At 53.7% G+C, this 13,121-nt stretch carries 11 protein-coding genes and 1 pseudogene; 2 read left to right on the top strand and 10 right to left on the bottom strand.

Going from position 1 to position 13,121, the window contains the following annotated elements:
* The first annotated feature begins 411 nt into the window (after positions 1-411).
* Positions 412-2,844 (top strand): glycosyltransferase, encoded by a 2,433-nt coding sequence (locus ACY692_RS12325; RefSeq protein WP_462325671.1) that lies wholly within the window; start codon positions 412-414, stop codon positions 2,842-2,844.
* 376 nt (positions 2,845-3,220) lie between these two features.
* On the opposite strand, the gene ACY692_RS12320 is transcribed toward ACY692_RS12325, so the two are convergent.
* Positions 3,221-4,138, bottom strand: coding sequence for a transposase (locus tag ACY692_RS12320; RefSeq protein ID WP_462325670.1), 918 nt, complete (start codon positions 4,136-4,138; stop codon positions 3,221-3,223).
* A gap of 112 nt (positions 4,139-4,250) precedes the next feature.
* Here ACY692_RS12320 and ACY692_RS12315 point away from each other — a divergent pair.
* Positions 4,251-4,703 (top strand): annotated as a pseudogene (locus ACY692_RS12315) (solute carrier family 23 protein); the annotation flags it as partial.
* A gap of 103 nt (positions 4,704-4,806) precedes the next feature.
* Here the strand turns inward: ACY692_RS12315 and ACY692_RS12310 are convergent.
* The 9 genes from ACY692_RS12310 to ACY692_RS12270 all read right to left on the bottom strand — a co-directional run.
* Positions 4,807-5,388, bottom strand: coding sequence for an amphi-Trp domain-containing protein (locus ACY692_RS12310; RefSeq protein WP_462325669.1), 582 nt, complete (start codon positions 5,386-5,388; stop codon positions 4,807-4,809).
* A gap of 44 nt (positions 5,389-5,432) precedes the next feature.
* The gene (locus ACY692_RS12305) at positions 5,433-6,623 is read right to left on the bottom strand and encodes a GAK system CofD-like protein (protein WP_462325668.1); all 1,191 of its coding nucleotides are present in this window, start codon (positions 6,621-6,623) and stop codon (positions 5,433-5,435) included.
* A gap of 74 nt (positions 6,624-6,697) precedes the next feature.
* Positions 6,698-7,792, bottom strand: coding sequence for an HprK-related kinase B (locus tag ACY692_RS12300; protein WP_462325667.1), 1,095 nt, complete (start codon positions 7,790-7,792; stop codon positions 6,698-6,700).
* On the bottom strand, positions 7,789-8,661 hold the full coding sequence (locus tag ACY692_RS12295; protein WP_462325666.1) for a GAK system ATP-grasp enzyme: 873 nt from the start codon (positions 8,659-8,661) through the stop codon (positions 7,789-7,791). The genes ACY692_RS12300 and ACY692_RS12295 overlap by 4 nt, the downstream gene beginning before the upstream one ends.
* 417 nt (positions 8,662-9,078) lie before the next feature.
* Positions 9,079-10,728 carry a PhoU domain-containing protein gene (locus ACY692_RS12290; protein WP_462325665.1) on the bottom strand — a complete coding sequence of 550 codons (1,650 nt, stop codon included), beginning with the start codon at positions 10,726-10,728 and terminating at the stop codon, positions 9,079-9,081.
* Between the two features lie 184 nt (positions 10,729-10,912).
* Positions 10,913-11,182, bottom strand: coding sequence for an amphi-Trp domain-containing protein (locus ACY692_RS12285; protein WP_462325664.1), 270 nt, complete (start codon positions 11,180-11,182; stop codon positions 10,913-10,915).
* A gap of 64 nt (positions 11,183-11,246) precedes the next feature.
* Complete coding sequence (locus tag ACY692_RS12280) at positions 11,247-12,410, bottom strand: hypothetical protein (RefSeq protein WP_462325663.1); 1,164 nt, start codon at positions 12,408-12,410, stop codon at positions 11,247-11,249.
* A 31-nt stretch (positions 12,411-12,441) separates the two neighbouring features.
* A complete protein-coding gene (locus ACY692_RS12275) occupies positions 12,442-12,708 on the bottom strand; it encodes a hypothetical protein (protein ID WP_462325662.1) in 267 nt (88 codons plus the stop codon).
* A gap of 109 nt (positions 12,709-12,817) precedes the next feature.
* Positions 12,818-13,121: hypothetical protein (locus ACY692_RS12270; protein ID WP_462325661.1), on the bottom strand; the 304-nt coding region annotated here is incomplete at its 5' end.

Below are 13,121 nucleotides of genomic sequence, written 5' to 3'. Positions count from 1 at the left end.
CTTACATTTCGGAAAATATTTCGGCACCCCCATGATCACTGCATCCAGAATGGAACCCATGCTTCCGGCCCGGCGTCATGACCTCGAGGAGGTCACTCTCACGAACCTCATACTCGAGGCGGACGAGACGCACGCACTCCCGGAGTATCGAACATGAACCCTGTTGATGCACCAAAACATCCCCAGCCAAATATGACCATGCAAACCATCCGCATGTCCGCTCCTTCCTCATGATTGTGTATCAGTGTTTCGCAGGAACGGGTCCAACGTCTGCACATCCGCACCGCTCCTCCAGCCCCAAAAAACAGCAACATCACAACATAAAGGTAACACACGGGCAACGCATTCGTCACCCGGAGTGGTCTACATGGAATCAATTCCACGTAACGTACCAATTCCCGGAGGACCATCATGGAACCCCTGCTCAAGGCCGATCTTCACGTTCATTCCAAGCATTCATCCCGTCCCTCGCAGTGGTTGCTGCAGAAAATCGGATGCCCGGAGAGTTTCACCGAACCCCGGACCATCTATGATCGGGCCCGGGAGCGGCGCATGGATCTGGTGACCATCACCGATCACAACTCCATTGCCGGATGTCTGGAGATCGCCCACCTGCCCAACACCTTCATCAGCGAAGAAATCACCACCTATTTTCCCGAGGACAAGTGCAAACTGCACATCCTGGCCTATGACATCACCGAAGCAGACCACCTGGAATTCCAGAAACTGCGGTCCAATGTCTTCGACCTGGTCGCCTACCTGCGGGCACAATCCATCGTACACGCTTTGGCGCACCCCCTGTTCGCGGTCAATGAACGTCTGACCGTCGAACATGTGGAGCAATGTCTGATCCTGTTCAATCTTTTTGAACTGAACGGCTGCCGGGATCAGGCCCAGAACCACACCATCCGTGCCATCCTTTCCAGCCTGACCAGGGACGGTTTCTACGGCCTGGTGCAGAAACACGCCCTGCCCCCGTGGGGAAAAACGCCGTGGATAAAGGGTCTGACAGCCGGCTCTGACGACCATTCCTGCCTGAACATCGCCACCATGTACACGAGTGTCGAGAACGTCACGGACGTACACAGCTTTCTTCAAAAAGTGGTGGAGAAAAAGGGACGTCCCGAGGGAGTGCCGGCCACGCCGGAGACCATAGCCCGAAATCTCTATTCCATTGCCTATCAGTTCTACCACGATCGCTTCAACATGAAGCACGCCCGCAAATCATTGTTCCTGCGCTTCGTGCACGGATGCCTGGCTCCCGTGGGCAACGGCAAAACCTCTCTCATGGAGCGTGTGCATCGCCTGTTTGCCGGCCCCAAACCACGAATAACCGCCCGGCTGCTGGATTCGGAAAGCATACAGGAATATCTCCTGCGCGAGGCAAGCAGAATCGTCGTGAACGACAAACAATTCATGGCCGTTGCCGGAGGCAGCTTCCTGGACCAGAAGGATCTCGATCGGATCTGGGCGGCCTTTGTGAACAAGGGCTCGGACCGGATGATTGCCCATTTTCTCGAACGCATTCTGCAGAGCTTTCACAAGGCCAACCTGTTCGATGTGTTCCATTCCATCGGCGCGGCAGGGTCCCTGTACACCATGCTGGCCCCGTATTTCGTGGCCTACGGATTGTTCAGCCGGGAACAGACCTTTGCCCGTGAATGTCTGGAAACACTCGGTTCCACGTCGGAGCAGGAAAACGACTGTGCCGTGGCCCATTTCACGGACACGTTCCAGGACGTCAACGGTGTCGCCTGGACCATCAAGCGACAACTCAAGGCCGCGGCCAGACATACCAAATCCCTGCACGTCCTGACCTGCGGCCCCGAAGCCGAAACCGCGCAGGAAGGTGTGCATCACTTTACCCCGGTCAGTACCTTTGACCTGCCCGAATATCCCGACCAGGGCGTCTACTGCCCCCCCTTCCTGGACCTGCTGGCGCATTGCTTCCGGCACAGATACTCCATGCTCCTGGCGGCAACCCCCGGCCCCATGGGTCTGGCCGCCCTGGCCATATCCAGAATCCTGCGCATCCCCTGTCACGGCACATATCACAGCGCCTTCCCCGACTACGTGCTCACCCTGACCGGGGATACGTGCATGGAAGATGCCTGCAAAAAATATATGTACTGGTTTTACAACCAGATGGATACGATATACGCACCGTCACGAGCCACGGCACATGAACTGGAAGAGCTGGGCGTGGATAGAGAACGGATCACCGTGTACCCTCGCGGGGTGGATACGGACATTTTCCATCCGGCCAAAAAGAACGGATTCTACGCCAAGTGGCTGCAGACCGATATCCTCAAGATGGTCTACGTGGGCCGGGTCTCCAAGGAAAAAAACCTGGCCATCCTTGCCCAGGCCTTTGCCCGTGCCGCAAAAACGGTGCAGAACTGCTGCCTCGTGATCATCGGTGACGGCCCCTTCCTGAACGAGATGCAGACCATGACCAAGGGACTGCCTGTCATCTACACCGGCGTCCTGGACAAGCAGGAGTTGGCCCAGGCTTATGCCGGCGCGGATTTCTTCGTCTTTCCCTCGGCAACGGACACCTTCGGCAACGTAGTCCTCGAAGCCCAGGCATCGGGACTCCCGGTCATTGTCACGGACAAGGGCGGTCCCGTGGAAAATATGGTCCCGGAAAAAACCGGACTCGTGTGCGCAGCCGGTGATGCCGACGACCTCTGCCAGGCCATGATCCGCCTGGCCAACGATCCCCACCTCCTCAAAACCATGGGCGATCAGGCCAGAGAATACATCCAGACCCGGGATTTCGATGCTGCCTTTCTGGATATGTGGGAAATGTTCAAGAAGGGGGTTCGGGGCAGCGCGGCGTAAGGATCGAAACCACGAGATTCCGTTCGCGTATGACCTATGTGTCTGCCCCTACGGAATAAAGGGAAAAGGGGGGAAAAGGAAAGGGAATGCGCTTCGACATTTGTTGGCCACATTCCACTGAACAATTCTCATTAATTATTTTAGGAACAGGCAAACTATGCAAACCGATCCAGCTTGCTACAACCTGCCGCACCTTTTGCTGTCAAATCGGCATCCCTCGAACGCACATCCACCTTCACCAGGCTGCGATCCCCTTGTATTTCAGCCAAGCAGAGCCTTTTCTGGTTGCTTTTCCGAATTTTGGACGCACACAACCACACGCAACCAGATGATCGCGCATGGAACATGAGATGGGATTCAGGGAAAAATTATCGGATCAGATATTGGAGAGTCGTTTCAGCGAGAACATGCCGTCGAGACCCTCCACTTTGCGCGGGATTTTTTCCCGCTTGCATGCAAAATGATCATGAAAGCGCTTGGAATGCCGGGCCACGAACTCTTTGGTGCCGATGATTCCGGAATCCGTGAAATAGCGGGTCCGGCATCGGAGCCGGTCGGCCGGGGTCAATTTGTATCCTTTTTTACGCTCCTTTGCGACCAGCTTCGTGTCCAGCCTGGCCCCCTTGCCCGTATCCAGGGCCCCGGTTTCGTACACGAATTCCCGATAATGGCGTAGACGATCCCTGGTTTCGATCCCCCAGTCGGCCATACCCAGATCAAGGCTCAGGAAATCAGCCCGGTTGTTGGTCTGGAGGTGGTAGCCTAGCGATGACCAGCGATAATCCTCGGGTCGTTTGACGATATTCGCCCGTACGGGATTGAGATCGATATAGGCCAGGCAATTGACCAGGGTCCGACCATCCTGGACGATGACGCTCTTGAAACGCTCGCCCCAGAGATATCCCTTTCGTCCATTCTTCTTATTGTAATATCTTGAGAAAGTCTGCTTGACCTCCTTGACGAATTCGGAAAGCGAGCTCCACTTCTGCCTGAGGCCGGGAATTTTTTCCGGAGAAAGCACTGCCTTGTGGCCATTGGCGAGTTTGAACCGCTGCAACAAGGCGGCCTCGTCTGCGTAATCTTCGGGAAACATGCGCACAAGGAGATGAAAGTGGTTGTCCATGAGGCAGTATCCCAGGATTTCCGTGAAATAGATCCGGGAAAAATGAAAGATCAGCCTCTGCAAAGTGTCCTTGTCAGAACCATCAAAGGGAAGCCCGGACAGGGCGGTACGGGAGATGACGTGGTAGACGGTCGGGGATTCGGACACGAGGAGTCGGGGAATGCGGGGCATGGGGACCTCCGGTTTAGGGGAGTGGATACGGGTATGGGACGGAGTGGATTCTGTTTAGCAGAAGTGAAGAGGGATGACCAGTATTATTTGACTGTCCCTTATGTCGTGTGCTGGGGTGAATCGGACCATGATGGGTGACGGTCTGGCAACATTCATGGCATCGTTTGTGGGCGGTCCTCCGAATACGACCTACTCCGAGGTCACTGGTGCCGTGGCTTTGGTCAAGGTGTTCAATCCAGCCATCATGACCTGGGCGGCCATCATGGCCATTGCATTGTCATTTGTGGGCAAAGTGGGTGCCTTTTTGCAGAGCATTCCGGTTCCGGTCATGGGGGGGATCATGATCCTTTTGTTCGGCACGATCATGGTTGTCGGGATCAACAACCTGGTCAAGGCGCAGATCGATCTGATGAAGGCCAGAAACATGGCCATTGTCGCCTTGATCGTTATCTTCGGTGTCGGCGGGATAGCCTTTTCCGCCGGGCAGTTCACCATCCAGGGCATCGGTCTGGCCGGTATTATCGGTGTTGCCCTCAATCTCATCCTTCCGGGTGGGGAAAAGTAACGCGCCTTTTCGTCTCAATAAAAAAATATCGAGTAGGGTGAAGCAGAGTTGATCGCTCTGTTTCACCCTACTCGATTATTGACAGCAAGGGATGCTTTGCGCCCTACTTGGTATCGCTTTTGTTTCCTGCCGGTTTGGGTGCGGAATTGGAAGTCGTTTTCGCAAATGCGGTTTTAGGGGCGGATTCGGAAGCAGGCCCCGGTTTGCTTGTTTTTTTGGCAGCCGGGGTTTTGGAGGCTGCACCTACCGGGTTGGGTGCTTCCTTTTTGGCCGGTGTTTCCGATGCTTTTTCTGCCTTGGCAGCGGCCGGTTTGACTGTGGGGGCCTGGGTGGTTTCCTGCATTGCAGTGTCATTGCTTTTTTCAGCAGGGGCCTTAGCGGGCTCTTTTACCTCGACCTCGGAGGGAGCCTTTGTCTGGGGGAGGGTCGAGGAGATCATGATGTCGGATTCTTCCGTGGTTCCGGCCGTGTTCCATGAGAGTTCCATGGAGAATTTTTCTTTGTCACCTTTCTGCTTGGCTTCGATCTCGATATTCACGAATGGTGCCGGGGTCAGGATCACGCTGTTTTCCCCCTGTTCGACCACGATGGTCCCTTTCTTGAAGCTGGCCACCAGGTCTTCGAGATAGGAGATGGCTGCCTTGAATTCCTTGGTCTGCTCCAGTGCAACTTTCTTCTTTTCCATATGTACCTCCGTGTTTTTGTGGACTTGCGTAGTGATTGTTTGATTCAGCACAGGGACAGGAGAGCCCCTGTGAAGAGATCGGGGTCGACATGATTTGCGTTGGCAGCGCGAAGTAACGGGGTATCAATGATGCCGATACCTTGGCGTGCCAGGATGTCCCGGTCCGGCAGACCTGTGTAGGTCCCGTTTTGGCTGTCGATGATCACGAAATCAAGAACGTCCGAAGGGGCTATATGTTCCGGGTCGTCCTGACGTGCATAGTGGAGCAACCTCTGGATCTGTTCGGTGATATCCAGTCCGAGGGCCTCCAGGTCCGGACAGGGGTTGGGGACGTAGACTTTGGGGCAGGTATTGGCTGCCACAGTCTTGCCCACACCGGCGGGAAGCAGATTGGCAATGAGACTGGAATAGAAACTGCCTATAGGATAGCAGATGAGCTCGGCCTCCTCGATACACGCGGTGATCTTTGTCCTGATTGCCGGTCTGAACGGAGTGGTATCGTCTTCCGGAGTCACCAGCCAGATGTCTTTGATGGGGGAGCTGATGGGGCGGGTCTCCTTGCCGGTGAAACGATGCTGGCACACGATCTTTCGGTCGTCTTCCAAACGAACGGCCAACTCCGCGTTGGTGGAGGTGACCGGCCGCACCTTGCCCAGCACCCGGACCAGTTTGGAAAAGATGTAGATAACTGGATCGAGGTGCCTTCGGTTGGTCAGATACCCGGCCGTGAGTACGAGATTACCCATGCTTGCCCCACGCAGGTCAAAGGAGTCGGGCATGAGGTCTTCGAATTGATGGATGTGGGTACGGATGATCTTGCGCATGGGGTCCGGTATGGCCCGGATCATGGGGTGTTCGCCCCCGGACATCTGAGAGAGGGTGGCACGCAGTTTTCCCTGATCCGCTTCTTGGGACAGCCTGTGGGCAAAGAGTTCGAAGATTTCTGGGTTGCCCTGAATGCTTGTGTCTGCCAGGGCCATGAGGCGGTTGCGTACGTCGCCCACGGCGAGCATGTCGAATGCCCTTCTGATGGTAGCCGAGCTTCCCCCGGAATCGAACGGGGTGATGATGTGGATGGAGTTGTGCGTGTACTTGGTCAGGGCCCGTGAAACCTCGCGCAGAGCCGAACCACCGCTGAAAAAGAGTACCCTGGGTCCCAGGGCGGGGTAGTGTCTGAACCGCTCCAGAGCGATGGGGGATGGGATGGTTACGTCACGGGTCAGGCGGATGCGCATGGTGGACAAGTCCGAAGGGTTAAGGGGTAAAGGTTAAGGGGGGGGGAAGGACAGTGTGCACTGCGCACTTTTTCTTATGCCGCCGAAATCACCTGGCCGGATTCAAGGAAGGCCATGCATGCCCGTGCGGCTTTGTCGAAATCAACGCCGCCGGAGATTTCGATGATGGTGCACCCCCTGAGGCAGCTGATATAGTCCTCGATGCCGGGTTCTTCCTGATCGTACAGGGGAAGATAGAAGAGTCCTCTGGATTTCATGAACGCCGGGAGGAGATCCTGGCGGTCCATGAGTTTGACCGTGGAGATTCTGGTTGGTTCGTCATTGCGCTGCCAGTTGAGGATGACCACGGCATCAAGGGGGGCTTCGAGGGTGAATCTGCCCGGGCCGTAACACTCGTCGATCAGGGCATCGTACTTGTATTCCAGGCTCCAGAGTTCATCAGTGCTCATGGCCTGGAATCGCTTCTTGTCCTCTTCCGTCACGATTCCGGCCAGGTTTGGATTGTTCAGGGCGGTTCCGGGGTTGATGCGGGGGTGTTTGGCAACCCCGTAAAAGCGCGGTCCCTTGAACAGGTTTTCCACGATGACCCGGTCGTTGCTCACAAAGTCGGTTCCGCGGTTCATGATGTGCAGAGCCAGAGTGGATTTGCCCATTCCGGAAAATCCGGCCATGGCCATACCCCTATCCCGGGTTCTCACACCGGCCGCGTGGCCCAGGAGACATCCCTGCTGGAGTTTGTACTCTATGAATCGGTTGTTGATGAAATTGATGACCTGATTGGGGTTGACCTCACAGGGACCAATGGCCAGATGCTCGTCCCTGGTGAAGATGAAGTGCATTCCGGTGATCCGTTTGCGCACAATGCGTCCATCCACCAGGTCGACCCATTCTTCCTTTATTTTGGATTTGCCCGGCTCGGGTTCCTTGACGGAAAAATCAAGGTCAAGAGCCGGTGCTTCGGCCTCGTGCACGGTGATTTGGATATCTGCCGGCCTTCCATGGACCATGAACTCCTGGAAATAATCCTGGAGGTTATGGTTCAGCTTGAAGCTGTTGGTTGTCACGTCGATGACCAGCCCCCCGAGCTTCACGGCCAGGGATGTGTTCACGGGATGGTTTTTGCGGAAATCACGGATAAGTTCGCTGCAGGTCATGGTTGTGTCGCTCATTGGCCAATCTCCTTGATCACGTAATCGGTGTACAGGGCTGCCGGGTCGTGGTTGCTGGTTTCCCGGATGCCCCTGAATCCGCCAAAGGCCGAGACCTCGAAAACGTAAGGACCCTGATCGCTCAGTGCCACGTCCACACAGGTGAAGTCGAGTCCGAACAGGGACTGGGCCTTGTGGGCCAAATCGATGATCTCCCTGGGAGGTTCGAACGAGGCGTATTTCCCGCCGTTGACCGTCGTCGTGTTCCAGGCATCCGTGGACTTGCACCGGGCATAGGTGGTCAGGTACTCACCGCCCAGAAAGGCGATCCCCAGATCCTGGCCGTTGAGATTGATGGCTTTCTGGATGTACATGATGGTGTACTCTCGGTGGTATTCCTCGAGGATGGGCCGGATGTTCTGGTCGGCCTTCAGCAGGCACATGCCCCGGGCCTTGGATGTGTACAGGGGCTTTAACACAGCCCTACCATATTCTCGGATGACCTCCACTGCATGGTCTACGTTTTCGGTGATGGTCGTGGGGGGCATGGGGATATTACCGGTTTGCAGCGTGATGGTGCAGCTCAGTCTGTCCAGGACTCGCAGGATCTTGAGCGGATTGGAGAAAATCGGCAGCCCCCGTTCATTGAGCAGCCTGAGTACCTCCAGTCTGTCCAGAAGATCCGGAGAATACCTGGCCCCGATTTTTTTGATCATGATGGCGTCGAAGGTGGACAGGTCACGGTCTTCGAAGAAACACCGTCCCGAAGGCAGGTCCAACCGGATTTTGTCCATTTCCACAAGGACGCGTTCTCCGGTTCGTGCGGCTACCGTGTCTGCAAGTTTCTCCGAGGACCACCCTCCCTTGGTCCCGACCACTGCGATTTTCATGGATATATTTCCTCCGTGAGTATTGATGGAATTTAGAAATTTAAGAAATTTAAGAGATTTTTAAAATTTTGTAATTATTCAGAAGTAGCCCAAAAAACGCGGGTCTTCTTTGATCGTCATCCCGGACTTGATCCGGGATCTTGTTCGACGGGGCAGCTGCTTATTCGACATACAATGCCCGAGGCCTTGGAGATCCCGGCCTGCGCCGGGATGACGTGCTTACGACATACGTTGCAACCCTGCTGAATAGATACGAAATTTAAGAGAGTTAAGAAATTACAGGCAGTTAGGGTGCAGGTCCTTCATTCCTAAAATTTCTGAAATCCTTAAATCTCTGAAAGTTACGGGCTGGTACCCACATTTAACGTTACATTCCGGTCTGTTGCTCCTGATAAATTTTGACCTGAATAGTTACGATCAATAAAACAGAATCTCCTGTGGAAGTCTGAATTCTTCCCAATTTCCATCCCCGAAAGCCTGGATTTTTTCCAGGAGAAAATGGGCTCGGTGGTACATGGCCTTGGCAAAGCGATGGTTGAGTTCGAAGCGGGTCGAGGTGTAGAAGGACCTGGCCAGGGCAAAGGCCATGCGTGCCTCGAAGGTGGTGTCCTTGTTGTCCCGGGCAAAGTCGGAAACAAATGAATAGAACTCCTCGATTACCCAATCCAGGCGTGTTCGCAGGGAGCGATCGAAAACGGGGATCCGGAAGTTGGAGACCAGAAACACCGATGCGTCCTGGACATAATCGAAGTCTCTGGATCGGTACAGGTCGATGTACTTAACCGCCTGCTGGGCATGTTCGTAGACCATATTGTTGATGTTGAAATCGCCGTGGATGAGCACTGTGAACGGAGCTGCAAGTCCGGCCTCGAATTTTTGGCAGTCCTTGATGAGGCTCTGGGTGGAGATGACCGAGGTGCCGCCGAGGGTCTGGGATACGCGGAAGAAGGCCGGATGGACCTGACGGATGGACGGGAGCCGGTCCATGAGTTGGCTCATGTAGGTGGTTTCCACCGCATTTTCCTTGCGGGTGGCCTGCCAGATTTCCCGGATGGTCTGAGCGAAAATGAAAAAGGCGTTTTGCAGAAGATCCTGGCTCCCCGTGAGGATGACCTCGTCAAACGAACACCCTGTCAGAAATTCCACGAGCAGGGCACCTTTTTCTCCATCTTCATGGTAGCCGTAAATGTCAGATACCAGGTTGGGGAAGATCTTTGCCCACCGTTCGATGTTCGCCTTTTCCTGCTTGATCTTTTTGAGATTGCCTTCCTTGTAGATGCCGCCGTGGGCCCCATCTCCGGCAGACGCGTTTCCTTTGTGATCGACCTTGCCGATATGGCAGCCCGAACGGGTTCCCCAGATGGCCTTGAAATCGATGGATTCGAAGTCGCTGCTGAACCCGGATTTGCTCAGGGTGTTGCGCAGGGCGTCGAATTGTTCAATCTTGATCTTCTCTCCGATGATGGAAAAGATGAGCGCTTCCCCGATGTTCAGCAGGGAATCCCCGATGCGTTCCAGATACCGGAAGATGAATACCGTGGTGATGCAATCCTTGGCGTTGCCCCTGTTCTCCATCTCCATCAGGATCTGCTCGAAGGTCTCTTTGTACATTCTGTCCAGTTCGTATTCGCTCCGGCAGATGGCCAGGGCTCCGGGCATGGATTCCTTGTCAGATACCTCCAGAATACGCGACAGGCCCTTTTCGATCTCTTCGAACATGGACTGATAGTCATAGGCGTGTAAAAAACTCGGTGTCGAGATGTATTGCATCTGTTTGACAATGTTCACGCAGAAGTCCGCGATCCGTTCCAGGTTGAGACCGCAAACATGGATGGATCGGATGATGTCGACTTCTTTAGCGGACAGATCCTTTTCCGAATGGATCATGGAGAAACATTTGTTTTCGATAATCGTTTTCAGATTGTCGATATAGTCGTCTCGGGAGGTGATTTTTGTGTACAGGGACCGTGAAGGGTTCTGAACAAAGATCCTGGTGGACTGAACCTGATTGCTGGTTTCATGGACCAGGAACTTGAAGTTTTCGTTGATTCCTTCGAAAGTGATCATGGTCGGTAAGGCTCGTTGTTTAGAAATTTCAGAATTTCAGTAAGTTCAGAGAGTTCTTAACATTCAGAAAGTTGAGAAATATTGGAAGGGGTGGAACGAGAGGATTCGTATGGGTAAAAATGACCCGACAGAAGGCTGCCGGGTCGGGATGTTCACGGTGGTGATGGTCAATGTATCCCATAGTTCAGGAAACCAGGATCTTTTCCTGGAGTGTGCTCTGATTCTTCTTGTCGTCTTTCCAGGCGATCTTGATATTCACCTTGTTGTCTGTTCCCTTGCGTTTGGCCTTGACCGAAAACTGCAGGAGTCCGGAGGGGTAGAGCTCGATCTCGTCTCCGTTGGTGGACAGGGTGACCTTGCCCTTTTCAATGCCTTCGGTGAGGGATTTGAGAAAATCCTTGATGCTGTTCGTGTCCTGCAGGGACTCGAATACGAATTTTTCTTCCGCAGCCATGATCGCTCCTTGTCGTAGTCGTATGGAATGATGTGGTGTTTGAATAAAGGCCGAGCCGCCGGTATCAACCGGCCAGGCGTGCCCGGTACTGGGCAATGGTGGTTCTACGGCTGACATTGTTGGTGATGAGCCGCTTGCGCACGCACAGATCGTCCCAGGCGGGCTGGACGCCGATTTCTCTGGCCGCCTTGGCCGTGTCCTGCTGTTCGATGCGGCGGGTTTTTTCGCCCATGTGGGTATCGTCGCCCATGAAGATGAGGATCTTTCGGTCGCCCTGCGAGCGCTGTCGGTTTTTTTCATTGACCACGGAGATGAGAAACTCAGTGTATCTCTGGGACTGGGGGTTCCAGACTTCGTAGCCGTCCACGTCGTAGCCGGCCAGGAGAATGGGCCAGAACTGTTCGGGATGAGGGATGACGATGCATCCGCCCAGGGCTCTGGTTTCCTCGATGACCTCGGTGGCCCGGTAGAAATACTTGAGAGAAAAGTGGGATTTGACGATTTTCTTGACCGCCTTGAGATAGGCCTGGACACGGTTGATGAAGGTCTCCCCGTAGATGGGGCGCAGCCCATCGAAGAAGTTGCGCAGGAGCTTGTTCTTGAGGGAAATGGTGGGGACCTTGTCCCAGTATTCGTCGATCATCCGTTCGATCTTGCAGACATGGATGTACACGAACTCCACGAGCTTATCTTCCACGCCGGTCTCCCGGGTGGCTTCCTCGATGCGGTCTTCAAGGGGGCTGGTGATGGTGTGGATGAATTCGAAAAGTTGGGAAGATCGGTATTTTTGAGTGTGTCCGAGCATGGACTTGAGCACGTGGGCCTTTTCCACACGCTTGTTCTCGAAGTGGAGAAGGAACTGGACCTTCTGGTTGAATCCGCTGGAATAGCAATCCACCTCCACGCCGCTGTACTTACCGAACTGCATGATCTCGTTGTGCTGAGTGGGGATGATCAGATCGTCGCTGCGATTGGGAAACGTGGCGTTGATCCGCTTGGCGATCATGTCCATGGGCACGAATTCCGGGTGCCAGTGGGTGGCCAGAACGATATCCTGCCGTTTGAACACCTCGTCCGGCGTGAGGACCTGTTCGATCTGCCAGTCCTCGAGGTCGGTGGATACCACACTCAGGAAAAGAGCGACATCGGCTTCAGTCACTTCGGTGGTGACCTTGCTCAGAAGAAGATCCAGGTCAGGATGTTGGGTGATTTTTTCGGCTGCTTGCATGAAAAAAGACTCGTGTGTTATTAGTTTTTGATCAATGAATACCATGTAATTTGCAGCGGGACAAGGGGATTTTGCCCTTTTTGTTTTCTATGGTTTCTTGGAAAATGATCAGGTTCCTCGCCTCTCCGATTGTGAAAACGGTGCGAAAGTTGGAGTCATTTTCATAGTACTCATCACCATATTCGGGATGATAGGAGATCATGAGACAGGGATCATCCATGAAGGAACAGAGTGTTTTCTCGGGAGAGAAGAGGATTTTGCGCAAGGTCGTCATGATCTGGTTGAATTTGTTTTTCATCCGCTTTTTGTCCTCGTTGTGCTCGGATCTGATGCCCCAAAAAGGAATTTTCGGGTTCGTTGTTTCTAGGTCATGTCCTGACGAAGTTGATGTTGATCTTTCCTATAAATCAAATCAAAAGGATTGTTGTTACATTTAGGTGACAATTCGGTGACACGTGGATCTGCAGGTGTATGAGCATACGTGCAAAAATATCCATACAACAACCTTTTCTAAAATTCTGTAGGCGTAGTTGATGAATTATCCATTTCTGCAACCCGTTCAGGGGAGGCTGCAAAGAATTTTTTTGCATCCCGCGATTGGGATGATTGATTGTTTTTCCATCTGTTCTTGGATAGGGAATTTTCTTATTGCCTGAAAGGATGCGACTGCAAAAGCTCTTACAGGTAGCACGATTTAATAAATTATTTTCA

The sequence above is a fragment of the Desulfoplanes sp. genome (assembly GCF_054921335.1).
This window is presented reverse-complemented; position numbering and strand designations above follow the sequence as displayed.

Excerpts from the sequence above, each read along its gene's own strand:
- ACY692_RS12325 (WP_462325671.1), top strand. The coding sequence starts at position 412 with ATGGAACCCCTGCTCAAGGCCGATCTTCACGTTCATTCCAAGCATTCA.
- ACY692_RS12320 (WP_462325670.1), bottom strand. The coding sequence starts at position 4,138 with ATGCCCCGCATTCCCCGACTCCTCGTGTCCGAATCCCCGACCGTCTAC.
- ACY692_RS12310 (WP_462325669.1), bottom strand. The coding sequence starts at position 5,388 with ATGGAAAAGAAGAAAGTTGCACTGGAGCAGACCAAGGAATTCAAGGCA.
- ACY692_RS12305 (WP_462325668.1), bottom strand. The coding sequence starts at position 6,623 with ATGCGCATCCGCCTGACCCGTGACGTAACCATCCCATCCCCCATCGCT.
- ACY692_RS12300 (WP_462325667.1), bottom strand. The coding sequence starts at position 7,792 with ATGAGCGACACAACCATGACCTGCAGCGAACTTATCCGTGATTTCCGC.
- ACY692_RS12295 (WP_462325666.1), bottom strand. The coding sequence starts at position 8,661 with ATGAAAATCGCAGTGGTCGGGACCAAGGGAGGGTGGTCCTCGGAGAAA.
- ACY692_RS12290 (WP_462325665.1), bottom strand. The coding sequence starts at position 10,728 with ATGATCACTTTCGAAGGAATCAACGAAAACTTCAAGTTCCTGGTCCAT.
- ACY692_RS12285 (WP_462325664.1), bottom strand. The coding sequence starts at position 11,182 with ATGGCTGCGGAAGAAAAATTCGTATTCGAGTCCCTGCAGGACACGAAC.
- ACY692_RS12280 (WP_462325663.1), bottom strand. The coding sequence starts at position 12,410 with ATGCAAGCAGCCGAAAAAATCACCCAACATCCTGACCTGGATCTTCTT.
- ACY692_RS12275 (WP_462325662.1), bottom strand. The coding sequence starts at position 12,708 with ATGAAAAACAAATTCAACCAGATCATGACGACCTTGCGCAAAATCCTC.